Here is a 25,550-nt window from a genome sequence, read left to right on the forward strand (position 1 = left end):
CACCCTAGCTGCTGGCGGTCTGAGAAACTCGGAATATGCCGTTGCCCCAGTCGCCTGCTGCTGTTCCGTACGACGCCGTCCTGCTGCTGTCCTTCGGAGGTCCCGAGAAGCCCGAGGACGTGCTGCCGTTCCTGCAGAACGTGACCCGCGGCCGGGGCATCCCGGACGAGCGGCTGAAGGAGGTCGGCGAGCACTACTACGCGTTCGGCGGGAAGAGCCCGATCAACGACCAGAACCGGGCACTGCTCGAGGCGCTGCGGGCGTCGTTCGACGAGATCGGCCTGGATCTGCCGATCTACTGGGGCAACCGCAACTGGGCACCGTACCTGACCGACACGATGCGGCAGATGGCCGCTGACGGGATCCGCCGGGCGGTGGTGATCGTCACGTCCGCCTACCCGTCGTACTCCGGCTGCCGGCAGTACCGCGAGAACCTGGAGGACGCGGCCAAGCAAATCCCGGACGCGCCACAGATCGACAAGCTCCGGCACTACGCGAACCACCCCGGCTTCGTCGGATCGTTCGTCGAGTCGACTGCCGAGGCGCTGAGCAAGCTCCCCAAGGGCTCCGCGATCGCCTATGTGACTCACTCGATCCCGACCGCGATGAATGCGACCAGCGGACCGGACGGCAACGGGTACGTCGACTGGCACCTGGACGTGGCCGCGGAGATCACCGCCGAGCTCGAGCGCCGCACCGGCCAGACCCGGCGGACCGACCTGGTCTACTGCTCGCGCTCCGGGCCGCCGCAGGTGCCGTGGCTCGAGCCGGACGCGAACGACCACCTGGAGGCCCTCGCGGCCGAGGGTGTGCCGGGCGTGGCCGTCGTACCGATCGGGTTCGTCAGCGACCACATGGAGGTCATCTACGACCTCGACACCGAGGCCGCCGAGACCGCCGAGAAGCTGGGGCTGCCGATGGCCCGGGCCGCGACCCCCGGCACCGACCCGCAGTTCGTCTCGATGCTGCGCGACCTGGTCGTCGAGCGCGCCGCGGCCGAACGCGGCGAGGAGCCGGCCAGACCCTGCGTCGGCAGGCTCGGCCCGGCCTGGGACGACTGCCGCCACGACTGCTGCCCACCCCTGCGCCGACCAACTGCCAAGGAAGCCGTATGACGACCGAGAACCCCCAAGACCTCCTCAAGCTCGCGGTGGAGGTGGCGGAGGAAGCGGCGCGGTTGATCGTCGAACGCCGCCGCGGCACCATCACCGTCGCCGACACCAAGAGCACGGTCACCGATGTCGTCACCGCCGTGGACCGCGAATCCGAGGAGCTGATCCGGGCGCGGATCCTGCAGGCCCGGCCGGACGACTCGTTCCTCGGCGAGGAGGGCGACGACGTCGCCGGTTCGAGCGGCGTGCGCTGGGTCGTCGACCCGATCGACGGCACGGTCAACTACCTGTACGACCTCCCGACGTACGCCGTCTCGATCGCGGTCGAGTACGACGGGACGACGGTCGCCGGGGTCGTCGTCGACGCACCGAAGGGTGAGGTGTTCACCGCCACGAGGGGCGGTGGCGCGTTCGCGGACGGGAAGCCGATCCGGGTCTCGGGCTGCACCGACCTGAGTACCGCCCTGGTCGGGACCGGCTTCGGGTACGACGCCGACCGCCGCCAGGTGCAGGCCGAGGTCGTCCAGCATCTGATCACCAAGGTCCGCGACATCCGCCGGATCGGGGTCGGCGCGCTCGACCTCTGCTATGTCGCCTGTGGCCGGCTGGACGCGGTGTACGAACGCGGACTGAATCCATGGGACTACGGAGCGGGTGCGCTGATCGCGGCTGAGGCGGGCGGGACCATCGGCGGCCTGCATGGCGCCCCGGTGTCACCGGAGATGTCGATCGCGACGAGTCCGGCGCTTTTCGGCCCGTTCCACGATCTGCTGGCCGAAGCGAACCCCCTGCGCGCGTAGATGTCGCTGAGTGCGCGTTTCTGCGCAAGAGTGCGCACTAACGAGCAATTCGGTGTTCGGTCCTGACATTTGTGGAGACACGCGGGTCAATACATGGACCCCGACGCGCGCGAAGGGCCCTTCATAGGGCACAATCCCGTCCTCGGGAACGGTAGTTGCCGGTCCCGGCCTGACTGTCAAGGGTTTCGGGGGACGAAGATTCAGCGCGGTGCTTCGGCGCGGAATTTCTCGGCCGCTTTACCCGTTCAAGGGCTCAGCAGGCAACACCACGGGTATGAAGAGGGCAGGGAAACACCATGGCGACTGATTACGACGCCCCGCGCAAGACGGACGAGGACGCATCCGAAGAGTCGATCGAGGAACTGAAGACTCGCCGTCACGACAAGAACTCCGGCAAGGTCGACGAGGACGAGGCCGAGGCCGCGGAGAGCTTCGAGCTGCCCGGTGCCGACCTGAGCCACGAAGAGCTGGCGGTGCGGGTGCTCCCGCGCCAGGCCGACGAGTTCACCTGTTCGAGCTGCTTCCTGGTTCACCACCGCAGTCAGCTCGCGGAGACGAAGAACGGGCAGCTGATCTGCCGCGACTGCGCAGCCTGACACCAGCGCCCTTCTTCTGCTTGACCCACAGCGGGACCGTTCCCAGACGCCTGGGAACGGTCCCGCTGTTGTGCGACCTACTTGTCCAGCTGCTTCTCGACGCTCTTGACCAGGCCACCGGGCGCCTTCGCGTCCTGCTCGTAGCCCGGCGGTGCGTACCCGGTCGACTTCAGCCAGTACGACGCCGCCCGCCGCTCCGCGAACAGCTTCGCGGCCGCCGCCGCGGCCCCACTCGCCACCGCCCAGCTGACGACCTCGACGTACCCGCCCTCGCCGTGCTTCGGCGGCTTCCCGCCCGAGCCGAGCTTCCAGGCCGTGGTCACCGCCTTGTTCGCGAGCAGGCCCACCACGATGGTGAACGCGGCCTGCACCAGCTTCCAGCCGATCTTCGCTCCGACCACAGCAGCCTCCCTAACCGCAAGTCCCCGACAATCAGGATCTTGCCACGCTGTGCCCCGTCAGCGCCGCTGCCAACCGGTCCGGGTGCCGCGTGGCGATCACCCAGTACGGCGCCGGGTCGCGCGGATCGGTGATCTCGACCCGGACCGCGCCCCGCACGTAGCTGCGCAGCAGCAGGTAGGCCCTCGGATCGCAGTCCCGTCCGAACGCGTGCCGCGCGTCGTCGCCCGTGAGCGACTCGACCTTGCCCAGGTACGCCCGTCCGATCATGGCTCGCCCGGCCTGCAGTCGCTCATCGTCGACCTCGACCCGCGCGGCGCCGTACTGGACGAACCAGAGGACCAGGACGAGCGCGGCGATACCACCGACGAGGGTGCCGGCGAACGTGCCGACCGGCACGGTCACGATGGCGAAGAGCGTGACGACCAGGGCGACGGCGATGATCCACCAGGACACCGGCACGCTCAGGCGTTCGCGATAAAGAGGCACACCACCAGCCTGGCATGTGGGCGGTCCAGTGGCGTCGATAGGGTCTGCTCTCGTGACCGAGGTACTGATCCAGCGACTCGACCCTGACCTGCCGGTTCCGTCGTACGCGCATCCGGGGGACGCCGGCGCGGACCTGGTGGCGGCCGGCGACATCACTCTGAAGCCTGGCGAGCGCGGTCTGGTCGGCACCGGCATCGCGATCGCGCTGCAGGACGGGTATGCCGCCTTCGTGCACCCGCGGTCCGGGCTGGCGGCCAAGCACGGCGTTTCGATCGTCAACGCTCCGGGCACCGTGGACGCGGGGTACCGGGGCGAGATCAAGGTGTGCCTGATCAACCTCGACCCGCACGCGGAAGTGACGCTGCGGCGCGGCGACCGGATCGCGCAGCTGGTCATCCAGCAGGTGGAGAAGGCGCGGTTCGTCGAGGTGACGTCGCTGCCGGGTTCCGCCCGCGGTGACGGGGGGTACGGCTCGACCGGCGGTTTCGGTGATGTGACACGCTGATCAGGTGCGCCCGTTGACGTGACGGATGCGCGAAACTACGGCGGCTGTACCAAGACGAACCAGGGAAGCAGAGAACAGTGATCTTCCGCCGCAAGGCCAAGAACGAAGACCCCGAGACGACCGAGCAGGACGCCGCGCCGGAGGAACCGGCCGTCGGGCCGTTCGACTCCACCGAGGTCGACCCCGAGGTGCTCGAGGCGGAGGACCGCATCGACCTGGGCGCGCTGGTGGTCACCGGCATGCCCGGGATGGAACTGCGGCTGCAGGTCGACGAGCAGAGCGGCCAGGTGCAGGCGGTACTGCTGGTGCTGGAGGACTCCGCGCTGGAACTGCGCGCGTTCGCGGCACCGAAGACGAGCGGCATCTGGTCCGAGGTACGGCGGGAGATCGCCGCCGAGGCCAGCCGGATGGGCGGTACGGCGACCGAGTCCGAGGGATCGTTCGGCACCGAACTGGTGCTGGTCGTGCCGGTCGAGGACCCGGAAGGCCAGATCTTCAGCCAGACCTCGCGGGTGCTCGGTGTGGACGGCCCGCGCTGGCTGCTGCGGGCCACCGTGCTCGGCCGCGCCGCGGTCGAACCGGACGCCGCGTCGGCGATGGAGGAGGCACTGCGCAACGTCGTCGTGGTCCGCGGGAGCGAGCCGATGGCCGTCCGCGAATCGCTGCCGTTGCGGCTCCCGCCGGGCGCTCAGCCCGCGGACGAGGAACAGGGCTGAACGGACTACACTCGAATCATGGGTAGCGACAAACCCGAGGGATTGTTTCGGCGTGCCTTCCGGGGGCTGGCCGGTGACCGGGACCAGCAGGACGCCGAGGTTCTCCAGGACTTCGCGCAGGACTGCGGTGCCCGGTCCATCACCGGCTGCCACGACCGCGAACTGGTCACGCTGTACGGCACGCTGCGCACCATCACGTTCAGCCCACGCGGCGGCGTACCGGCACTGGAGGGCGAGTTGTACGACGGCACCGGCACGGTCAAGCTGATCTGGCTCGGGCGGCGCAAGATCGCCGGGATCCACCCCGGCTCGGAACTGATCGCCTCCGGGCGGATCGGGGTCGTGGACGGTGACCGGGTGATGTTCAACCCGCGCTACGAACTCCGTCCGACGGCCGCGCATGGCTGAGCCGCAGTCAGGGTCACAGTCGCGCCGGGACCAGGTCGAGGAGAACCTCGAGGAGAAGCTGGTCGAGATCCTGCGCCCTGAGCTCGACGCCGCCGAGCACGAACTCACCGCGGACCAGCAGCCCGCTCCGGAGCCGGAGCAGCCGGCCGAGGAGCCCGCGAAGCCGGCCCAGACCACCGACAAGGACTTCTTCCACGCGCTCGGTGGCTGGGGTGCACTGCTCGACATCGGCTTGCCCTGGATCGCGTTCCTGATCGTCTACGGCGCGACCGACCACAACCTGCGGCTCGCGCTGATCGTCGCGGTCGGCTCGGGCGCTCTCGTCGCCGTACTCCGCCTGATCCGCAAGCAGCCGCTGCGCAACGTCTTCGGCGGCTTCGTCGGCGTCCTCATCTCCGCCTGGGTCGCGAACCGCACCGGCGACGCGAAGGACGTCTACGTCCCCGGCCTGCTCACGAACCTCGGGTACGGCGCTCTGTACCTGATCACCGTGCTGATCCGCTGGCCCCTGTTCGGCGTCCTGTACGGCGTGATCACCCAGACCGGTACGGCGTGGCGCAAGGACCCGGCGATGCTCAAGGGGTTCTCGCGGGCGACGCTGGTGTTCGTCGGCCTGTTCGCGATTCGCCTGATCGTCCAGGTCCCGCTGTACCTGGCCGGCTACCTGAACGCGCTGGGCATCGCGAAGGTCGGCCTCGGCCTTCCGTTCTACGCCCTGGCCCTGTGGATGGCGTACGCCGTACTGCGCGGATCGCTGCCGCCGGACAAGTGGGACGAGGCGCGCGACCACGTCACCCACCTGCTCCGGGGCAACAAGAAGTAGAAGGTCCTACTCGCTCTTGCGGTGGTGCGGCGAGAGGATGTCCTCGAGCTGCTCCTCGGTCTCGTCGGCCGCGACGAACAGGAGCTCGTCGTTCAGCTCCAGCGTGCCTTCCGGGTCCGGGCGCAGGACCCGGCCCTCGCGCAGGATCACCACCAGCGCGGTGTCCAGCGGCCAGTCGATGTCGCCGACGCGCTGACCGATCATGGGGGAGTCCTCGGGCAGGGTCAGCTCGACCAGGTTCGCGTCGCCCTGGCGGAAGGTGAACAGCCGGACCAGGTCACCGACCGAGACCGCCTCTTCGACCAGCGCGGACATGATCCGCGGCGTCGACACCGAGACGTCGACACCCCAGGCCTCGTTGAACATCCACTCGTTCCGCGGATGGTTGACCCGGGCAACGGTCCGGGGGACGCCGAACTCGGTCTTGGCGAGCAGTGAGACGACCAGGTTGACCTTGTCGTCGCCGGTGCTGGCGATTGCCACCTGGCACCGCTGCAGCGCTGCCTCCTCCAGCGAGGAGAGCTCGCAGGCGTCGGCGAGCAGCCATTCGGCCTGCGGCACCGACTCGGCCTTGATCGCCCGCGGGTCCTTGTCGATCAGCAGCACCTCGTGGCCGTTCTCCAGCAGCTCGGCGGCGATCGAGCGACCGACGTTCCCGGCTCCGGCGATGGCTACCCGCATCACAGCTCCTCAGGCTTGGTGCCGAGTTGGGACTCGATCGCGGCGACGTCCCGTTCCAGCATCACGACGTGCACCAGGTCACCCTCCTGGATGACCGTGTCGGCCTTGGGCAGCACGCCTTCGCCGAGCCGGGTCAGGAACGCGACCCGGGCGCCGGTGGCCTTCTCGATGTCGAACGCGAGCCGGCCGACCCACTCGGAGTCCACATGGACCTCGGCCAGCCGGACCGTCCCGGACGGGTCGCGCCACTCCGGCTCGGACCCCTCGGGCAGCAGCCGGCGCATCATCTGGTCGACGGTCCAGCGCACGGTGCCGACGGTCGGGATGCCGAGCCGCTGGTACACCTCGGCGCGGCCGGGGTCGTAGATCCGGGCCACCACGTTGCTGATCCCGAACGTCTCCCGGGCCACCCGCGCCGCCAGGATGTTCGAGTTGTCGCCGTTCGAGACCGCGGCGAAAGCCTCCGCGTCCTCGATCCCGGCCTCGATCAGGATCTCCCGGTCGAAGCCCATCCCGACGATGGTCCGGCCGGTGAAGTTCGGGCTCAGCCGGCGGAAGGCGTCGGCCGACTGGTCGATGATCGCGACCGTGTGGCCCCGCTTCTCCAGGCCTCTCGCGAGCGTCGACCCGACGCGGCCGCAGCCCATGATGACGACGTGCACTCGGTGATCACTCCCTGCCCCACCTGGGGCCGCTGGGTCGGACTCGGCAGGGATAGACGCTACACCGGACCGGGGCTCCCTCTGACATCACGGACCGCGCTTCCCTCTAACATCACCGGTGTGACCCCCGCTCTCGGCGATATCGGTAAACGGCTGCTGCTCGGACGCAAACTGCGCAGCACGCAGTTGGGCGAGACCCTGCTGCCCAAGCGCATCGCCCTTCCCGTGTTCGCCAGCGACGCGCTGTCGTCGGTCGCCTATGCCCCGGACGAGATCTTCCTGACCCTGTCGATCGCCGGGCTGGCGGCGTACAGCTATTCCTGGAAGATCGGCCTGCTGGTCGCGTTCGTGATGCTCGTCGTGGTCGCGTCGTACCGGCAGAACGTGCACGCCTACCCGTCCGGTGGCGGTGACTACGAGGTCGCCACGGTGAACATCGGGCCGTCGGCCGGGCTGACCGTGGCCAGCGCGCTGATGGTCGACTACGTGATGACGGTGGCGGTGTCGATCTCGTCCGGCGTCCAGAACGCGAAGTCCGCGCTGCCGTTCCTGGCCGGCCATGAAGTGCCACTGGCGGTCGGTCTTGTCCTCCTGCTGACCGCGATGAACCTGCGCGGCGTCCGCGAGTCGGGTGCGATCTTCGCGATCCCGACGTACATCTTCATGGTGTCGATCATTGGGATGGCGATCTGGGGCCTGATCCGGCTGAGCGCGGGCAACCTCCCGATGGCCGAGAGTGCGGGCTTCGAGGTCCGGTCCGAGCCGGGGCACGAGCTCTTCACCGGACTGGCCGCGGTCTTCCTCCTGGCCCGGGCGTTCTCGTCCGGGTGTGCCGCGCTGACTGGTGTCGAGGCGATCAGCAACGGCGTCCCGGCGTTCCGCAAGCCGAAGAGCAAGAACGCCGCCACCACGCTGCTGCTGCTCGGCACGATCGCCGTCACGATGCTGATGAGCATCCTGTTCCTGGCCAACAAGATCAAGCTGAGGTTCGCCGAGGATCCGGCCACGCAGCTGTATCGCAACGGGGAGCCGGTCGGCGACAGCTACACCCAGAAGACCGTGATCGGTCAGATCAGCGACTCGGTCTTCTCGAACTTCACGCCGGGCTTCTACCTGGTGATCGGCGCGACCATGCTGATCCTGGTGCTGGCCGCGAACACCGCGTTCAACGGCTTCCCGGTGCTCGCCTCGATCCTGGCCCGGGACGGCTACCTGCCGCGTCAGCTGCACACCCGCGGCGACCGGCTGGCCTACAGCAACGGCATCATCCTGCTGGCCCTGTGCGCGATCGGGCTGATCATCGCGTTCGACGCCCAGGTCACCAAGCTGATCCAGCTGTACATCGTCGGCGTGTTCGTGAGCTTCACGCTCAGCCAGTTCGGCATGATCCGGCACTGGACCCGGCACCTGAAGACCGAGACCGACCCGGCCAAACGCCGGCAGATGATCCGGTCCCGGGTGATCAACGCGATCGGCCTGACCCTGACCGGGATCGTGCTGATCATCGTGCTGATCACCAAGTTCACCCACGGCGCCTACATCGCGATCATCGCGATGGTGGTGCTGTTCTTGCTGATGAAGGGCATCCGCCGGCACTACAGCCGGGTCAGCGAGCAGATGGCGGTCGAGGGAGACGAGCCGCTGATGCTGCCGTCCCGGGTGCATTCGATCGTGCTGGTGTCGAAGCTGCACAAGCCGACCCTGCGGGCGCTGGCGTTCGCCAAGGCGGCCCGGCCGTACATGCTCGAGGCGGTCACGGTCGACGTCGACCGGGACGAGTCGGAGGCCCTGCAGGCCGAATGGGACGCCCGGGGCATCCCCATTCCGCTGAAGCGCCTCGCCTCGCCGTACCGGGAGATCACCCGGCCGATCCTGCAGTACGTGCGCGACATCCGGCGGCAGTCTCCGCGCGATGTGGTGATGGTTTACATCCCCGAATACGTGGTCGGGCACTGGTGGGAGCACATCCTGCACAACCAGAGCGCACTGCGGCTCAAGGGGCGGCTCTTGTTCACACCTGGTGTGATGGTTACGTCCGTTCCTTACCAGCTGATCTCTTCGCAGGTGGCCGAGGAACGGCAGGACCGGGTGGAACGGGTGGCCGGCCAGGTACGGCGTGGGGCCCGCAAGGCGTCAGGAGATCGGTGACGGACGAGGACATCGTCGGGACGGTAGTCGAGCTGGAAGTAGGACCAGTAGCGCACGGGGGACACTGTGTGGCCCGGCACGAGGGGCAGGTGGTCTTCGTCCGGCACGCGTTGCCGGGTGAGCTGGTCCATGCCCGCGTCACCGAGCAGACCGCGAAGTACCTGCGGGCTGACGCCGTACAGGTACTGACACCGTCACCGCAGCGGATCGAGGCGCCCTGCCCGTACGCCGGACCGGGGCTGTGCGGTGGGTGTGACTTCCAGCACGCCAACATCGTCGAGCAGCGGCGACTGAAGGCCACGGTCGTGTCGGACACGCTCCGGCGGATCGGTGGCATCGAGCGCACGGTGGTGATGGAGTCGCCGGGCGACGACGGCCTCGGCTGGCGCACCCGGATGCGGTACGCCGTGGTCGACGGACGACCAGGCATGTACGCGCATCGCTCGCACGACCTGATCCCGATCGAGCGGTGCCTGATCGCTCACCCGGACACGCCCGACGTACTCGGGCAGCGGTGGCCGGGCGAGTCGTCCGTGCAGGCTGTCGTGTCGTCGGAGGGCAAGACCGCCGTACTGACGGGCGAGGAGCCCGGCGGACGGGTCGTCGAGGTGGTGCGCGACCGGCGGTTCCGGGTGGAGGCCGGTGGGTTCTGGCAGGTGCATCCGGCCGCTCCGGAGACGCTGGTGGACGCCGTACTGAGTGGGCTGGAGCCTGCGGCGGGGGAGACCGCGCTGGATCTGTACTCCGGGGTCGGACTGTTCGCGGCGTTCCTGGCCGAGGCGGGGTGCTCCGTACTGGCGATCGAAGGTGACAAGGACGCGGTGCGCAACGCGCGGCGGAACCTGCACGACCTGCCGGGGGTCACGCTGGAGACCGGTGACGTCGACCGCGTGCTGAACACGGCCGCCGGGCAGGGGCTCGAACACGTGGACCTGGTCGTGCTCGACCCACCGCGGACGGGTGCCGGGAAGGACGTCGTACGCCGGATCGCGGCGCTGGCACCGCGACGGGTGGCGTACGTGGCGTGTGACCCGGCGGCGCTGGCGCGGGATCTGAAGACGTTCGGGAAGCTCGGGTACGGGATCGCGTCGCTGCGGGCGTTCGACCTGTTCGGCATGACCCACCACATCGAGTGCGTCGCCATCCTCGAGCCTGTGGACAGTGAAGTGGTGGTGTCCGGAGGGCTCGGGTAGCGTTCTGGCCCTGGATCCCCATGCGCTGGAGACCTGATGCCGCTCGTTGACCTGGACGACCCGGAGGAGTTGCGCGCCCGCTGGACCGCACTCGCCGCGGTCGCCCATGCCACCGGGTTCGACCGGCGGTGGTACGCCGACGAGGACGGGTACCACCACCAGGACGAGACCGGGTCGGTGCTGCGGATGGTGCGGCTCGAGGACGGGCGTGCGGTGCTGTTCGGGTTCCAGACCCAGCACAGCGAGACCAGGCGCGCCGACCTGCTGGCGGGGTCGCCGGACTGGATCGGCCAGCCCGAGGTGCGGCGTCGCCAGACCGCCGGCGAGCTCGGTTTCGTGTACGGCGCGTTCAACGGGACGTGGGCGCGAGCGGCGTACCCGGGAGACCCGTGGCAGCCGGCCGAGGACGGGTTCTCGCAGATCGGGCAGTGGATCACGTCGGACGCGGACGCTGCCGCGGAGATGATCGAGTGGGTCGCGGAGTGGGCGGACTACCTCGGCGGGCTGGACGAGTTGCAGCCGTTCGGGGTGCAACTGATCCAGACCGCCGGCTCGTCCGGGATCTCCTTGGAGGCGCTGCGGGAGTTCTTCGATCACTTCGAGATCGACGCGCGGTCACCGGTCCAGCCGGACCTGCCCTCCGGCGTCGTCGCGGCCGAGGACTTCACCCGGAACTTTGCAGTCGCGGAAAGTTTGGCCGACGACCCTGACACAGCCGAGGTGTCGGTCGTTGAGGATGTTGTGATTGGAGCATCCGACGGGCCCGGCCCGGTGGACGAGGAGGACGAGCAGTCCTTCATCGTGCCGCCCGGCATCAGCCCGTTCACCGGCCAGCCGATCGACGAGGCCCCACAGGTCCCGTCGTACGAGCAGCCTGTGTACGACGAGCAGCCTGTGTACGACGAGCGGCCTGTGTACGACGAGCAGCCTGTGTACGACGAGCAGCCTGGGTATGAGGAGCCTGCGTACGAGGGGCCCGCGGTGTACCAGCAGGTCGCGTACCGGCCGGAGGCGCCGGCGGAGTACGGGGTCACCAGCAAGAAGCAGGGCTGGCTGCGGCGGCGTAAGCACGACAACGCGCCTGAGCCCGAGCAACCGGCCGGTTTCGAGGGCGGTGCGGCCGGTGGTGCGGCCGGTGGGCCGGCTCCTGGGACGTATCTGCCGGACGATGTGTCGGGTGGTGGGCTGGCGGCGTACGGCGGTGGGCTGCCTTCGTCGGAGCCGCCGCGTGTCGGTGGTGGGGTGCACGAGGGGGAGGACTTCTACGCGAGTCTGTTCGCGGACGGTCCCTCTGCCGCGTCGTACCAGCAGGACGCGGCTGAGCAGGACTGGGAGACCGCCGAGCAGGCCGGCTGGAGCGAGCAGGAAGCCACCAGCGAGTACAACCCGTTCGCCGAGGAGCCGGCCGCGCCCGAGCCCGAACCCGAACGCGAATGGGTGGGCGGCGCCTGGATCAACGGGCTGTGGGTCGAGGATCCCGCCCACTACCACCCCCAGCCGGTCGCCTCCTCGGACGACGACGAGGCCCCGACCGCAGAAATAGCCGCCGTCCCCGACGCACCCACACCAGACCCTCAAGCAGCCCAGTCGCCTTTCACCCCAGTCAACCCAGGACCCCAACAGTCACCAGTCGCCGCCGAGCTCGCACCCGACCAGGCCGTCCCCACGCCCAACCAGCCCGGCGCTGCGCGCGACCAGGCCGACGCGGCGCAGGGTGAGGCTAGCGCTGTGCGGGGCGAGGCCGTCCCCACGCCCAACCAGGCCGGCGCTGCGCGCGACCAGGCCGGCGCTGTGCGGGATGAGGCTGGCGCTGCGTGGGGCGACGCTGGCGCTGCGCGCGACCAGGTCGGTGCTGTGCGGGGCGACGCTGTCCCCACACGCGACCAGTCCGGCGTTGCGTGGGGCGAGGCTGGCGCTGCGCGCGACCAGGCCGGGATTTCGCGGGGTGAGGCTGTCCCCACGCGCGACCAGGCTGGCGTTGTGTGGGGCGAGGCCGGTGTTGCGCGGGGTGAGTTTGGTGTTGCGCCGGGGGACGTGGACTCGTCTGAGGACGAGGAGGAGTTGGCGTCGTTCACCGGGCCTTCGCCGTTCGCTCCGGTGGCGGTGGAGGAGCCTGAGGACGATCAGACCGCTGAGGTTCCCGCGGTTCGGGTCGACGAGCTGGACGACCAGACGGCCGAGGTCCCGGCCGTGTCCGCGGAGCTGCCTGAGGCTCCGGTCGAGGCTAAAGCTCAGGTCGAGCCTCACCCTCAACCGCAACCGTGGCCAAACCCCCAGCCGGAGCCCTGGCCGCAACCAGAGCCCCACCCGGCGCCCTGGCCGCAACCGGACCCACAGCCGTCACCAACACCGGACCCGTTCCCGCGCCCCGAGCCCCACCCGGAGCCCGCACCGCACCCGACGCCGGACCCGCAGCCGGATCCGGACCCCCAGCCATGGCCCGACCCCGAGCCAGAACCACTCACCCCGGAACCGGACCCGACCCCTCAGCCACAACCAGAGCCCGACCCAGACCAAGAGCCCTGGCCGGCCCCAGACCCCGACCCCAACCAGTGGACCCAGCCCCACGTCGAGCCCCATCCCGACCCGAATCACCGGCCCCAGCCGCACGCCGAGCCTCACCCAGACCCGAACCACCGCACCCAGCCCGGCCCCGGGCGTCTGCACGACCCGGACCACCGGACCCAGCCCCTGGCCGAGCCTCGTCCAGACCCGAACCGCCGGCCCCAGCCCGGCCCTGGGCCTCAGCACGACCCGAACCAGTGGCCCCAGTCGGAGCCGGCTTCACAACCGGAGCGCGAGCACGAGCGGTGGGCTCAGCCGGTGTCCGAGGCTGCCCACTACCAGCAGCCCGAGCAGGAGAACGCGCCCTGGCACCACCCCGATCCGGAAGACGAGCGGTGGGAACAGGCTGAGCCTGGACAAGCGCAGGAAGGCTGGGCCCAGGCCGAGGCGGAGTCGGCCCCGCATGCGTCGGCTCCACACGGGTTAGCACCGCACGGGTTGGCACCGCACGGGTCGGCACCCCGCGGCTCGGCACCGCAGGCGCCGGCTCCGCAGGCGTCGGCTCCGCACGGGTCGGCTCCGCAGTCGTCGGGGTCGGAAGTGTGGGACGAGTCCGCGGGCTGGGCCTGGCAGGCGGAGGACGGTGGTGCGTACTCGGTGCCGGTGGCGGATGCGGACGCACCGACCGGGGAGATCCCGATCGTCGAGGACGAGATCGCCGCGGGGCCCGCGCCGGTCGTGAGTGCGCACGAGGCGACCGCTGCCTCAGGTCCGGCGGACGACGAGGTGCCGACCGGACGCATGCCTGCGGTGCACCCGGACTCCAGGTCCCAGGACGACGACGTGCCCACCGGGCCTGTACCTGTGGTGAACACCGACGCGAGGTCCCAGGACGACGACACGCCCACCGGGCCTGTGCCTGTGGTGAACGTGGACGCCGGGTCCCAGGACGACGAGGTGCCCACCGGGTCCGTGCCGGGAGCCTGGGCGGCCAGGTCCCCGGCTACGGCTAACGACGACGTGCCGACCGGGTCGGTCGAGCAGGCGAACGGCTCCCCGGGTGCACATGGCGACGACGTGCCGACAGGGTCCGTCCCGATCGTGCAGGCGAACGGCATCCCGACTAGGGATAACCACGACGTGCCGACCGGGTCGGTCGCGCGGGCGAACGGCTTCCCGGGTGCGGACGACGATGACGTGCCGACCGGGTCTGTGCCGGTCGTGGGGGCGAATGGCTTCCGTGATGCGGACGATGATGTGCCAGCCGGGTCTGCGCCGGTCGCGCGGTCGAACGGCTTCCCGGGTGCGCATGGCGATGACGTGCCGACCGGGTCGGTCGTGCGGGCGAATGGCTTCCCGGGGGCGGCTGGCGACCACGGGCCGACCGGGGCGGTCGTGGGGGCGAATGGCTTCCGGGGTGCGGATGGCGATGACGTGCCGACGGGGTCTGTGCCGGTTGTGGCGGACGGTGGCTTCTCGGATGATGACACGCCGACGGGTGCCGTGCCGGTGGTGGGTGCGGATGACGATGACATGCCGACGGGTGTCGTACCGGTGGTCGGCGCCGACAGCCCGCCGAACGGCGTCGGGGCGGATGTGGGTGTTCCGGCGGCTCGGGTTATCGAGCGGATGTCGATTCCTGGGCTCGCGCTGGCGGGTTCTGATGGGCCGGGCATCGACCTCGTGCCGGGGTCGATCGAGGAAGCGCTGCGAGCCGAGGTGGAGCGTCCCCGGCCGCGGCCGCAGGAGTCGGCGGCGTTCGAGGCACTGCATGCGTGGTGCCGCGCGAGGACCGCGATCGTCCCATCGGGGTTCACCATCCAGGTCCAGGTGCTCGACCCGGCCGCGCCGTCGTACCGGTTCGACCTGGAGCCTCCGGACGTGGACGACCCGGAGTTCGCCGCGGACAAGCTGAGCGGGCTGCTCGGCGACCTGTGGGTGACCGAGGCGGAGAGCGAGCTCGGCGGTTGGCTGTTCGCCCGGATCGACGCGGCGGGCCGGACCATGCGGGTGGATCGGTGGTACGACCGCGTCCCGGACTGGTGGGACAACCCGGTCGAGCCGCGGCTCGACGTCAACGGTCTGGTCCGGCGACTGTACGGTCGCGGTCCCCAGTGGCAGCCGTCGTACCTGGAGAGGCTGTACACGAGCGCAAGATAGCGTTGGCGCCATGCTTCTCAGGATCTTCACCGAACCCCAGCAAGGTGCCTCGTACGACGATCTGCTCGCGGTGGCACGCAAGACCGAGGAGAACGGGTTCGACGCGTTCTTCCGGTCCGACCACTATCTGGTGATGGGCGACCACGACGGCCTGCCCGGACCGACCGACGCGTGGATCACGCTGGCCGGCCTGGCCCGTGAGACGCAGCGGATCAAGCTCGGCACGCTCGTCAGCTCGGCGACGTACCGCAATCCGGGCGTGCTCGCGATCACGGTCGCGCAGGTGGACCAGATGAGCGGCGGCCGCGCCGAGCTGGGCCTCGGGGCCGGTTGGTACGAGGCGGAGCACAAGGCGTACGGCCTGGACTTCCCGGACACCCCTGGCCGCTTCGACCTGCTGACCGAGCAACTCGAGCTGATCACCGGCCTGTGGGACACGCCGGTGGGGGAGAAGTACGACTTCGTCGGCAAGCACTACCAGCTGACCGACTCGCCGGCGCTGCCGAAGCCGGTCCAGCGGCCACACCCGCCGGTCATCGTCGGCGGTGCGGGCAAGAAGCGTACGCCGGCTCTCGCGGCGCAGTACGCGAGTGAGTTCAACGCCGGGTTCCGCTCGGTCGAGGAGACCGAGACGCTCTTCACGCGGGTCCAGGCGGCCTGCGACGCAGCCGGCCGCGACCCCAGGACGCTCGCCCTCTCGACCGCGCACACGGTTGTCGTCGGCAAGGACGACGCGGAGGTCAGGCAGCGCGCCGACGCGATCGGCCGCGACGTCGACGACCTGAGGCAGAACTCGATCGCCGGCACCCCCGCCGAGGTCGTCGACCGGCTCGGCCAGTACGCCGCCGTCGGATCCCAGCGGCAGTACGTCCAGATCATGGACCTGCAGGACCTGGACCACCTCGACCTCATCGCCGCCGAGGTTCTTCCACAGGTTTCCTGAAGGTTCACGAGGGTGGCTCGATGTCGTGTATCTTGATGTCGAGAGAGTTTGTGGCGCGAGGTTAGGTGGACCTGACCTCGCGGCCGGGCCAGGTGCTCGGCAGGATGGGTTCAGCGAACAGGACCGGATAGAGGAGCAGGCTGATGGCCAGCGTCGACAGCTTCGGTGCCAAGGGTGCACTCGAAGTCAACGGACAGTCGTACGAGATCTTCAGGTTGGCGGGCATCGAGGGCGCGGACACGCTGCCGTACTCGCTCAAGGTGCTGCTGGAGAACCTGCTGCGCACCGAGGACGGCGCGAACATCACCGCCGAGCACATCACCAAACTCGGCAGCTGGGACCAGAACGCGGCCCCCGACACCGAGATCCAGTTCACCCCGGCCCGGGTGATCATGCAGGACTTCACCGGTGTGCCGTGTGTGGTCGACCTGGCAACCATGCGCGAGGCGGTCGCCGAGCTCGGTGGCGACCCGACCAGGATCAACCCGCTCGCCCCGGCCGAGCTGGTCATCGACCACTCGGTCATCACCGACGTCTTCGGCCGGCCGGACGCGTTCGAGCGCAACGTCGAGTTCGAGTACCAGCGCAACGGCGAGCGCTACCAGTTCCTCCGCTGGGGCCAGACCGCGTTCGACGACTTCAAGGTCGTCCCGCCGGGCACCGGCATCGTGCACCAGGTGAACATCGAGCACCTCGCCCGCACCGTCATGGTCCGCGACGGTGTGGCCTACCCCGACACCTGCGTCGGCACGGACAGCCACACCACGATGGTGAACGGTCTCGGCGTGCTCGGCTGGGGCGTCGGCGGCATCGAGGCCGAGGCGGCCATGCTCGGCCAGCCCGTGTCGATGCTGATTCCGAAGGTCGTCGGCTTCAAGCTGACCGGCTCGGTGCCGGCCGGTGCGACCGCGACCGACGTGGTGCTCACCATCACCCAGCAGCTGCGCAAGCACGGCGTTGTCGGCAAGTTCGTCGAGTTCTACGGCGAGGGTGTCGCGGCCGTGCCGCTGGCGAACCGCGCCACGATCGGCAACATGAGCCCGGAGTTCGGCTCCACCTGCGCGATCTTCCCGATCGACGACGTGACGCTGGAGTACCTGCGGCTGACCGGTCGCAGCGACCAGGACGTCGCGCTGGTCGAGGCGTACGCCAAGGAGCAGGGCCTGTGGCACGACCAGTCGGTCGAGCCGCGGTTCTCGGAGTACCTCGAGCTGGACCTGTCGACCGTCGTACCGTCGATCGCCGGGCCGAAGCGGCCGCAGGACCGGGTCGCGCTGAGCGAGGCCAAGGAGGCGTTCCGCGGTGCGCTGACCGACTACGCGACCGAGGAGCTGGACGTCGACCCGTCGGAGACCGGGAGCTTCCCGGCCAGCGACGCGCCGAACGGCCACGGCAACGTGAACGACGAGCCGCACGTGCCGCACGGCGGCCCGGGGCGTCCGTCGAAGAAGACCACGATCAGCATGGACGGCGCGGAGATCGAGCTCGACCACGGCCACGTCGTGATCGCGAGCATCACGTCCTGCACCAACACGTCGAACCCGTCGGTCATGCTGGCCGCCGCACTGCTGGCGAAGAACGCGGTCGACAAGGGCCTGGCGTCCAAGCCGTGGGTGAAGACGTCGCTCGCGCCCGGGTCGAAGGTTGTCACCGACTACTACGAGAAGGCCGGCGTCACGCCGTACCTGGAGAAGCTCGGCTTCCACCTGGTCGGCTACGGCTGCACCACCTGCATCGGGAACTCCGGCCCGCTGCCCGAGCCCGTCTCGGCCGGCGTGCAGGAGGCCGACCTGGCAGTCGTCTCGGTGCTGTCCGGCAACCGGAACTTCGAGGGCCGGATCAACCCCGACGTCAAGATGAACTACCTGGCGAGCCCGCCGCTGGTGATCGCCTACGCGCTGGCCGGGACGATGGACTTCGACTTCGAGACCGATGCCCTGGGCAAGGACACGGACGGCAACGACGTGTTCCTGCGCGACATCTGGCCGGCCGCGGACGAGGTCGAGCAGGTGATCGCCTCCTCGATCAACAAGGAGATGTTCACCAAGGACTACGCCGACGTGTTCGCCGGTGACGAGCGCTGGCAGTCGCTGCCGACGCCCGAGGGCAAGACCTTCGCCTGGGACGCCGACTCGACGTACGTGCGCAAGCCTCCGTACTTCGACGGGATGGCGAAGGACCCGGAGCCGGTCACCGACATCGCCGGTGCCCGGGTGCTGGCCAAGCTGGGCGACTCGGTCACCACCGACCACATCTCCCCGGCCGGTTCGATCAAGGCCGACAGCCCGGCCGGCACGTACCTGGCCGACCACGGCGTCGCGCGCAAGGACTTCAACTCGTACGGGTCGCGCCGCGGCAACCACGAGGTGATGATCCGCGGCACGTTCGCGAACATCCGGCTGCGCAACCAGATCGCCCCCGGCACCGAGGGCGGCTTCACCCGCGACTTCACCCAGGCCGACGCCCCGGTCACCTCGATCTACGACGCGGCGCAGTCGTACGCCGAGGCCGGTACGCCGCTGGTGATCCTGGCCGGCAAGGAGTACGGCTCGGGTTCGTCGCGGGACTGGGCCGCCAAGGGTACGGCGCTGCTCGGGGCGAAGGCCGTGATCACCGAGTCCTTCGAGCGGATCCACCGGTCGAACCTGATCGGCATGGGTGTTCTCCCGCTGCAGTACCCGGAAGGTGAGACCGCCGAGTCGCTCGGCCTGACCGGCGAGGAGACGTTCGACATCACCGGCGTCACCGCGCTGAACGACGGACAGATCCCGAGCACCGTGCACGTCAAGGTGACCTCGCCCGACGGCTCCGAGAAGGAGTTCGACGCGGTCGTCCGGATCGACACCCCCGGTGAGGCCGACTACTACCGCAACGGCGGCATCCTGCAGTACGTGCTCCGTTCGCTGATCGCCGGCTGACAGCAACGAAAAGTACGGCGTACCCCGGCCCCTCAACCGGAGTACGCCGTACTCGTCTGTGGACTACTTGCAGCCGAGGCCGTCCACGTAGCCGGACGCCGCATCGGGGGTCCTCGTCAGCCCTGCCGGCGCCTGGTCCTTCGCGATGCCGTCGGCGTAGGACCAGAGCACGCGCGGGTAGTCGCCGCCCTTGGCCATCTCCTTCAGGATCGGCCAACTGTGGCTGGTCTTCATCGCGGCGACCGCTTCGGCAACCTTCGCCTTGTCACCGGACTTCTTCGCCGTGGTCCACTGGTTCAGCCACGCGCAGCTGACGGCACCGGTGACGCGGGCTCCGACCTGGTACCGGTCGTTGACGGTCTGCTGGTAGAGCGGCGCCTTGTCGAACCCGTCCGGCAGCGGCAGGCCTTCGAGCATCCCGTCGACGGTCTTCTTGTTGTCGGCCGGCTTGACCGCGGACGCGGGCAGGGCGTCGAGCCACTCGTCGACGCCGACCGGCTTCAGCTTCCCGATCAGGTCGCGGTAGGCCGCCTCGTCGCCGGCACCGCCGCGGATCTCGAGGAAGTTCTTGCCCTTCGGCTTCAGGATCGTGGTGAAGTCCGTCGAGTCGTACCGGAAGATCGTCCCGTCCAGGCCGAGGAGCTCGATCGGCTGATGGGTGTTGTCGTGGGCCCGGTCGTCGTAGAACGTCTGGTACTGGTCCGCCGGCCGCCAGTACACGTCGAGGCGCTGGTTGCCCTTGGCAAATGTCATCTCACCGAGCTCGGCGGTGAACTCGTCGACCCGGCTGACCTTCCAGCCGGGCGCGTCGACGAGCAGGCGCTGGTTCGCCTCCGCGATGGCGCGGGCCTCGGCGGCGTACGCAGAGGTCGGAGCGGCGGGGTTGCCGCGCGGGAAGAACACACCGGTGAGCGCGATGACGATCGCAGCCGCGGCGGCGGCGAGGACGATGACGCGTCGCCGGCGGTTGGGTCTCAGCTCGGGGGTCGGTGCGGTGGTGGTCACGATCTCCTCCAACAGGTCGGACGCGGCGGCATCGGCCGGCAGTCGCCGGACGGTGTCGTCGCCGAACGGGTTGGCCCGCGCGAGCAGCCGGTCGAGCTCGTGGTCGTTCATCGCTCCTCCTGAACTGCTGGCGCGTGCTGGTCATCCCGTACGTGTCCGTCACCGGTGAAAGCGTCTCCGACGACCCGGCGCAATCTCGCCCGGGCCCGGTGCAACCTGGTCCGGACGGTGCGGGCCGGGACACCGAGCACGACCGCGGCCTCGCGCGGATCGAGGCCGTCCCAGCCGGTGAGCATGAGCAGTTCCCGATCGCTGTCGCTCAACTGGGCGAGTGCTTCCCGGATCGCAACCGTGGAGTCGGCCAGGCTGGTCTGGTCCGGCGCGGCCTCGGCCAGTTGCAAGCGCAGCCGCTCGGCCAGCCGGTCCCGCCGGATCTCGCCGCGCCGGTGGTTGGCGAGGACGCGGCGGGCCACGCCGTACAGGTACAGCCTCGCGGTGCCGTCGACCGGTACCTCGTCGAACCGGCGCCAGGCCACGAGCATGGTGTCTGCGACGATGTCGGCGGCGTCGTCGGGCGACGCCACGCGTCGCAGCGCATAGCCGAGCAGCTGCCGGTAGTTGTCCTCGAAGAGCTCGCGGAAGCGGAGTTCACGATCCGAAACGGCGCGAAGTGCCACCGGTCGGGGTCGGGGTGGACTCGGCGTACTCGTCATATCGGATCCATGTCCGGGACCGCGGGGGTCGTTACAGGTCGGCGTTCAGAAATTTGTCGGCGGGTGCGGCTTTACTGACGGTATGGCTGCCGAGGGTCGTGACCATCCCCGCGAGGTCGTGCTGCGGGCGTGTGCCGGGCACGGGCAGGACACGGTGATCGACTGGTGCATCGACTTCCTCACCGGGGAGATCTCGGGGGAGGACGCGTACGGCGCCGACCTGCCGAAGCTGGCGGCGATCACGGGCAGCGCCCACCCGGGTGGCTGGTCGGAGCCGGTCGACCCGGTGAACTACTACTGGATCCGGGTCTGGGCGGCCCGGGTCTTCCTCTACGTCTGGCGCGACGATGTCGTCGACGCACTCCTGGTCGCTGTGAAGGACCCGGCCTGGCGCGTTCGTGAGCACGTCGCCCGCATCACCGCGAAGCACGAGCTGGGCCAACTGGCGGACGCGCTCGTCCCCGATCTGTCGCACGAGCTTCCCCGGGTCCGCGCCGCGGCCGCGCGGGCGATCGGAGCCGCCGGCGAGGCTGAGCACGCCGAGTCGCTGCAGGACTTGGTCGACGATCCGGACCCGGCCGTGCGAGCGGCCGCCGAGGCAGCGCTGGCCCGGTTGGAGAAGCGGCTCGATCGCCGTTTCGAACGCCGTACCTAGTCATCCGATGGTCACCTGGAGGTCAGCCGCCGCACACTCCCGGCGGGAACGGTCGGCGCATGGAGACCTCCCGTAGATCCGTCCTGAAAGCCGGTCTGGCTTCCACTGCGGCTGTGGCCGGCCTGACCTCGATCCTGACCACCCCGACGACTGCTGCCGCGACCCCGGTCCGGCAGGACCCGTTCACCCTCGGCGTCGCCAGCGGCGACCCGTGGCCGGACGGGTTCGTGCTCTGGACCCGGCTCGCCGTGGACCCCGTGGCCGACGACGGCCTCGGCGGCATGCCGAGCCGCGCGTACGCCGTGCAGTGGCAGGTCGCCACCGACGAGCGGTTCCACCACGTGGTGCGCTCCGGTGTCGCCGTCGCCCGACCCGAGCACGCGCACTCCGTCCACGTGACCGTCCAGGGCCTGCATCCGGGCCACGAGTACTACTACCGCTTCCGCGCCGAAGGCCACGTGTCTCGCATCGGGCGGACCCTGACATCGCCCGCCCGCGGCACGACGCCGCGTGAGCTGGCGATGTCGTTCGTCTCCTGCTCCCAGTTCGAGCACGGCTGGTTCACGGCGTACCGGCGGCTGGCGCAGGACCACCCGGACCTCGTCCTGCACCTCGGTGACTACCAGTACGAGTACACCAAGAACACGTACGTCGCTCCCGGTGGGAACGTCCGCGACCACGACGGGCCGGAGACCACCGACCTGGCGTCGTACCGGCAGCGGCACGCGCAGTACAAGAGCGACGAGGACCTGCAGGCGGCGCACGCGGTCGCGCCGTGGCTCGTCGTGTGGGACGACCACGAGCTCGACAACAACTGGGCCGACGAGACCCCGGAGAAGCCGGAGGACGGTTTCCTCGCCCGTCGCGCCGCGGCCTTCCAGGCGTACTACGAGAACATGCCGCTGCGCGCGTCGTCGAAGCCGCGCGGGATCGACATGCAGCTGTACCGGCGGGTGAAGTGGGGCGAGCTGGCGACGTTCCACATGCTCGACACCCGGCAGTACCGCGACGACCAGGGGTGCGACGACGGGTACAAGGACTGCCCGGCCGCGGTCGACCCGAAGCGTTCCATCACCGGTGCGCGGCAGGAGAAGTGGCTGATCGACGGGTTCCGTCGCTCGGAGGCCCGCTGGGACATCCTCGGCCAGCAGGTGTTCTTCGCCCAGCGCGACAACAACGAGGGTCCGCTGAAGCTCACCTCGATGGACGCCTGGGACGGGTACGTCGCCTCCCGCGCCAGGATCACCAAGAGCTGGGTCGACGCGCGGGTGCGGAACGCCGTCGTACTGACCGGTGACGTGCACGCGCACTGGGCATCGGACCTGAAGCTGGACTACGACGACCCGACGTCGGCCACGGTCGGGTCGGAGCTGATCTGTTCGTCGATCACGACCGGCGGCGACGGCGCCGACTCCGCCACCACCGCGCACCCGTGGCTGAAGTGGAACCCACACCTGAAGTTCCAGAACAACCTTCGCGGTTACGTGAACACCACGATCACCCGCGACTCCCTGGTGGCCGACTTCCGCACCGTCCCGTCGGTCCGAACCAAGGACGCCGAGGTCTTCACCCGAGCCCAGTTCACCATCGAAGACCGCCACCCCGGCCTCAACCTGACCGCCGACAACCCACCAGCCGCCGCCCGCACCCTGGCCGCATCCAGCGCGAACGACACCGTCGCCTGGGAAACCGCCCGGCCTTAATCAGCCAGGGCGGCCCGTAGTTTGCCGGCGTACTCCGCGGCTTCGGATTCGTCGGCGTACTTGGTGCGGGGCCAGAAGAAACCTCGGAGTCCGTCCCCCTTCGTCCGTGGCACGACGTGCACGTGGAGATGGGGGACGGACTGCGAGACCACGTTGTTGACCGCGACGAACGACCCCTGCGCATCGAACGCCGTGCGGACCGCGGAAGCCACCGACCGGGCCGCGCCGAACAGTGGCACCAGGAGCTCGTCGGTCATTTCGACCATGGTGGGCACGTGCTCACGCGGCACGATCAGCGTGTGGCCCTTGAAGACCGGCCGGATGTCCAGGAAGCCGACGACCTCGGGGGTCTCCAGCACGATCTGGGCCGGCGTCGTACCGGCGATGATCGAGCAGAACAGACAGTCCGCCATCAGCCGAGCTTCTCGTCCACGAAACACCACCGCCAGTTCTCACCCGGTTCGAAGCTGCGCATCACCGGGTGCTTGGTCTCCTCATAGTGCTTGCTCGCGTGCTTCATCACCGACGAGTCACAGCAGCCGACATGGCCACAGCCTAGGCAGAGCCGCAGGTGCACCCACGTGATGCCCTCGGCCAGGCACTCCTCACAGCCGTCCGGCGTGTTCGGGGTCAGCACCAGTGGCGCCTGCTCGAGGTGTGTACAGGCGCCGCCCGGCGGCATCTTGATCCGCAGGTCCTCGGACTGCCCGCCGACGTCGTCGTCCTCGTCGCGGTCCAGGACGGACTCCTCGATGTCGAGTGCGATCTGCGCCCGCTGCAGCACCTCGTCGGCGACGAGCCCCGCGTCCCGGACCTTCAGGATGTACTCTCGCTCGGCCCCCAGCATCGCGATCCGCAGCCGGCGATACGCCTCACTGGGAGTCTCGTACTCGGTCTCCGGCCGGCCGAGCCGCTCCCAGGCGGCCTGCGCCCGGGCCTCGCCCCGCTGACGCAGAATGTCGAGCACTTCCGGCGGATCCTCCGGCCCGGCGATCTCGTCGAGCTTCTCGATCGCCGCACGATGCGCTCCCTGCAGTACGGCGGCCTCCTGCAAGGCATCCTCGGCAGGGTCCGGTCCGGGCAACCGCACCCGCATTACCACCCAGGGGAGCGTCGATCCCTGCACGAGCAGAGTGCCCGCGGTGACGGCCAGAGCGATGAACACCAGGACTTCGCGGTCCGGCGTGTTCTCCGGCAGCGTGAACACGGCGGCCAGCGTCACCACACCGCGCATGCCCGCCCACGAGACGACGATCAGACTCTGCCAGGACACCGGTCCGGGCCGGGAGGGACCGAGGATCCGCCGGGACAGCAGCGTGATCGGGATGATCCAGATCGGCCGGAGCAGTACGACGGCGAGGTACACGGCGATCGTCGTCGTCGCGATCAGCCAGCCCGGCAGCGGGCTCTCGGACAGATCCTCCAGGATCCACCGGGTCTGCAGGCCGATCAGCAGGAAGACCGTGTTCTCCAGCAGGAACTGGAACGTCCGCCAGTTGGTCCGCTCCGACATTCGCGACTTGGCCGACTGGATGATCGGCGCCTTGTGGCCGAGCAGCAGCCCGGTGACGACCACGGCCAGAACGCCGGACGCGTGCACGTAGTGGTTCTCGGCCGCGATGTAGGCGATGAACGGCGCGGTCAGGCTGAGGGTGGTGTCGAGCACCGGGTCGGTGAAGCGGCGGCGGACCTTGGCCAGCACGAAGGCCACGAGCAGGCCGATCGCGACACCGCCACCGGCCGCGCGGAGGAAGTCGAGGCTGACGTGCAGGACGGTCGGTGCGACCACGGCCGCCGCGATCGCCGTGCGGAGACAGACCAGCGCGGTCGCGTCGTTCAGCAGGCTCTCGCCCTCGAGGATCGTGACCACCCGGCGGGGGAGACCCACCCGTTTCGCGATCGCGGTCGCGGCGACGGCGTCCGGCGGCGCCACGACCGCACCGATCGCGAAGGCGGCCCAGAACGGCAGCGGCTCCTGGCCCTGGGACTCCGCGACCACGCCGAGCAGCCAGTACGCGACCAGGCCGACGCCGAGGGCTGTGAACACGACCAGCGCCACCGACAGGAGTCCGATCGAGCGCCGGTGCTGGGAGAAGTCGACCAGGCTGGTCTTGATCGCCGCGGAGTACAGCAGCGGTGGGAGGAAGCCGACCAGGACGACTTCGGGCGCGAGTTCGACCCGGGGGACGAACGGGAGGTACGACGCGGCGATCCCGATGACCACCAGCAGCAGGGGAGCCGAGATCCCGAGCCGCCGGGCCAGCGCGGCCCCGGCCGCGACCACGGCGACGAGGGCCACGACCTCGATCGCGATATGCACGCGCACAGTGTGGCAGTGCGGAGCCGGTTCGGCCTCCTAGGTTCGCCCTCAGCGGAGCCGGGCGCTGGTCAGTGCGGTCGCCGATGACGCTGAGCG

22 protein-coding genes are annotated in these 25,550 nt (G+C 69.5%); 14 read left to right on the plus strand and 8 right to left on the minus strand.

Annotated features, from left to right (window positions below; translation table 11 throughout):
* Nucleotides 1-35: 35 nt before the first annotated feature.
* The 3 genes from ACGFH6_RS16565 to ACGFH6_RS16575 all read left to right on the plus strand — a co-directional run bounded on the left by ACGFH6_RS16565 (nt 36) and on the right by ACGFH6_RS16575 (nt 2,508).
* Nucleotides 36-1,115 (plus strand): ferrochelatase, encoded by a 1,080-nt coding sequence (locus tag ACGFH6_RS16565; RefSeq protein WP_393384466.1) that lies wholly within the window; start codon nt 36-38, stop codon nt 1,113-1,115.
* A complete protein-coding gene (locus tag ACGFH6_RS16570) occupies nt 1,112-1,912 on the plus strand; it encodes an inositol monophosphatase family protein (RefSeq protein ID WP_393384468.1) in 801 nt (266 codons plus the stop codon). Before ACGFH6_RS16565 ends, ACGFH6_RS16570 begins: the two co-directional genes overlap by 4 nt.
* Nucleotides 1,913-2,208: 296 nt before the next feature.
* Nucleotides 2,209-2,508, plus strand: a complete 300-nt coding sequence (locus ACGFH6_RS16575; protein WP_130379292.1) for a DUF4193 domain-containing protein — start codon at nt 2,209-2,211, stop codon at nt 2,506-2,508.
* Nucleotides 2,509-2,585: 77 nt separating this feature from the next.
* On the opposite strand, the gene ACGFH6_RS16580 is transcribed toward ACGFH6_RS16575, so the two are convergent.
* Together ACGFH6_RS16580 and ACGFH6_RS16585 are read right to left on the minus strand one after the other, a co-directional pair.
* Nucleotides 2,586-2,909, minus strand: a complete 324-nt coding sequence (locus ACGFH6_RS16580; protein ID WP_393384470.1) for a DUF4235 domain-containing protein — start codon at nt 2,907-2,909, stop codon at nt 2,586-2,588.
* A 31-nt stretch (nt 2,910-2,940) separates the two neighbouring features.
* Nucleotides 2,941-3,396, minus strand: coding sequence for a DUF3093 domain-containing protein (locus ACGFH6_RS16585; protein WP_393384472.1), 456 nt, complete (start codon nt 3,394-3,396; stop codon nt 2,941-2,943).
* Nucleotides 3,397-3,448: 52 nt separating this feature from the next.
* On the opposite strand from ACGFH6_RS16585, the gene dut reads away from it, so the two are divergent.
* The 4 genes from dut (at nt 3,449) to ACGFH6_RS16605 (ending at nt 5,848) form a co-directional block, all read left to right on the plus strand.
* Complete coding sequence (gene dut / locus ACGFH6_RS16590; protein ID WP_131352273.1) at nt 3,449-3,901, plus strand: dUTP diphosphatase; 453 nt, start codon at nt 3,449-3,451, stop codon at nt 3,899-3,901.
* Between the two features lie 77 nt (nt 3,902-3,978).
* Entirely contained in the window at nt 3,979-4,617 is a 639-nt protein-coding gene (locus tag ACGFH6_RS16595) for a DUF3710 domain-containing protein (RefSeq protein ID WP_393384474.1), read from the plus strand.
* Between the two features lie 18 nt (nt 4,618-4,635).
* A complete protein-coding gene (locus ACGFH6_RS16600; protein ID WP_360439694.1) occupies nt 4,636-5,025 on the plus strand; it encodes an OB-fold nucleic acid binding domain-containing protein in 390 nt (129 codons plus the stop codon).
* A complete protein-coding gene (locus tag ACGFH6_RS16605; protein WP_393384477.1) occupies nt 5,018-5,848 on the plus strand; it encodes a DUF3159 domain-containing protein in 831 nt (276 codons plus the stop codon). The genes ACGFH6_RS16600 and ACGFH6_RS16605 overlap by 8 nt, the downstream gene beginning before the upstream one ends.
* A 6-nt stretch (nt 5,849-5,854) precedes the next feature.
* Here the strand turns inward: ACGFH6_RS16605 and ACGFH6_RS16610 are convergent, their stop codons facing one another.
* On the minus strand, nt 5,855-6,529 hold the full coding sequence (locus tag ACGFH6_RS16610; protein WP_131352281.1) for a TrkA family potassium uptake protein: 675 nt from the start codon (nt 6,527-6,529) through the stop codon (nt 5,855-5,857).
* Nucleotides 6,529-7,191 (minus strand): potassium channel family protein, encoded by a 663-nt coding sequence (locus ACGFH6_RS16615; protein WP_393384479.1) that lies wholly within the window; start codon nt 7,189-7,191, stop codon nt 6,529-6,531. The genes ACGFH6_RS16610 and ACGFH6_RS16615 overlap by 1 nt, the downstream gene beginning before the upstream one ends.
* Before the next feature lie 120 nt (nt 7,192-7,311).
* On the opposite strand from ACGFH6_RS16615, the gene ACGFH6_RS16620 reads away from it, so the two are divergent.
* From ACGFH6_RS16620 to acnA, 5 genes are all read left to right on the plus strand, one after another.
* Nucleotides 7,312-9,339 carry an APC family permease gene (locus ACGFH6_RS16620; protein ID WP_393384481.1) on the plus strand — a complete coding sequence of 676 codons (2,028 nt, stop codon included), beginning with the start codon at nt 7,312-7,314 and terminating at the stop codon, nt 9,337-9,339.
* Nucleotides 9,336-10,532, plus strand: coding sequence for a class I SAM-dependent RNA methyltransferase (locus tag ACGFH6_RS16625; protein ID WP_393384483.1), 1,197 nt, complete (start codon nt 9,336-9,338; stop codon nt 10,530-10,532). Before ACGFH6_RS16620 ends, ACGFH6_RS16625 begins: the two co-directional genes overlap by 4 nt.
* Nucleotides 10,533-10,568: 36 nt before the next feature.
* A complete protein-coding gene (locus ACGFH6_RS16630; RefSeq protein WP_393384485.1) occupies nt 10,569-15,197 on the plus strand; it encodes a hypothetical protein in 4,629 nt (1,542 codons plus the stop codon).
* A gap of 10 nt (nt 15,198-15,207) precedes the next feature.
* Nucleotides 15,208-16,140 (plus strand): LLM class F420-dependent oxidoreductase, encoded by a 933-nt coding sequence (locus ACGFH6_RS16635; protein WP_393384487.1) that lies wholly within the window; start codon nt 15,208-15,210, stop codon nt 16,138-16,140.
* A 143-nt stretch (nt 16,141-16,283) separates the two neighbouring features.
* Nucleotides 16,284-19,058, plus strand: coding sequence for an aconitate hydratase AcnA (acnA, locus tag ACGFH6_RS16640; protein WP_393384489.1), 2,775 nt, complete (start codon nt 16,284-16,286; stop codon nt 19,056-19,058).
* Between the two features lie 63 nt (nt 19,059-19,121).
* Here the strand turns inward: acnA and ACGFH6_RS16645 are convergent, their stop codons facing one another.
* Entirely contained in the window at nt 19,122-20,174 is a 1,053-nt protein-coding gene (locus ACGFH6_RS16645) for a hypothetical protein (protein WP_393384491.1), read from the minus strand.
* Nucleotides 20,171-20,776 (minus strand): RNA polymerase sigma factor, encoded by a 606-nt coding sequence (locus ACGFH6_RS16650; RefSeq protein WP_393384493.1) that lies wholly within the window; start codon nt 20,774-20,776, stop codon nt 20,171-20,173. The genes ACGFH6_RS16645 and ACGFH6_RS16650 overlap by 4 nt, the downstream gene beginning before the upstream one ends.
* An 82-nt stretch (nt 20,777-20,858) precedes the next feature.
* Between ACGFH6_RS16650 and ACGFH6_RS16655 the strand changes: the two genes are divergently transcribed.
* On the plus strand, nt 20,859-21,431 hold the full coding sequence (locus ACGFH6_RS16655; RefSeq protein ID WP_393384495.1) for a HEAT repeat domain-containing protein: 573 nt from the start codon (nt 20,859-20,861) through the stop codon (nt 21,429-21,431).
* A gap of 59 nt (nt 21,432-21,490) precedes the next feature.
* On the plus strand, nt 21,491-23,134 hold the full coding sequence (locus ACGFH6_RS16660) for an alkaline phosphatase D family protein (protein ID WP_393384497.1): 1,644 nt from the start codon (nt 21,491-21,493) through the stop codon (nt 23,132-23,134).
* Here ACGFH6_RS16660 and ACGFH6_RS16665 read toward each other — a convergent pair.
* Together ACGFH6_RS16665 and ACGFH6_RS16670 are read right to left on the minus strand one after the other, a co-directional pair.
* Nucleotides 23,131-23,547, minus strand: coding sequence for an HIT family protein (locus ACGFH6_RS16665; RefSeq protein WP_393384499.1), 417 nt, complete (start codon nt 23,545-23,547; stop codon nt 23,131-23,133). The genes ACGFH6_RS16660 and ACGFH6_RS16665 overlap by 4 nt on opposite strands.
* Entirely contained in the window at nt 23,547-25,454 is a 1,908-nt protein-coding gene (locus ACGFH6_RS16670) for a Na+/H+ antiporter (protein WP_393384500.1), read from the minus strand. The genes ACGFH6_RS16665 and ACGFH6_RS16670 overlap by 1 nt, the downstream gene beginning before the upstream one ends.
* Nucleotides 25,455-25,550 lie beyond the last annotated feature (96 nt).

Source organism: Kribbella sp. NPDC049227 (assembly GCF_043197265.1).
Lineage (GTDB): Bacteria > Actinomycetota > Actinomycetes > Propionibacteriales > Kribbellaceae > Kribbella.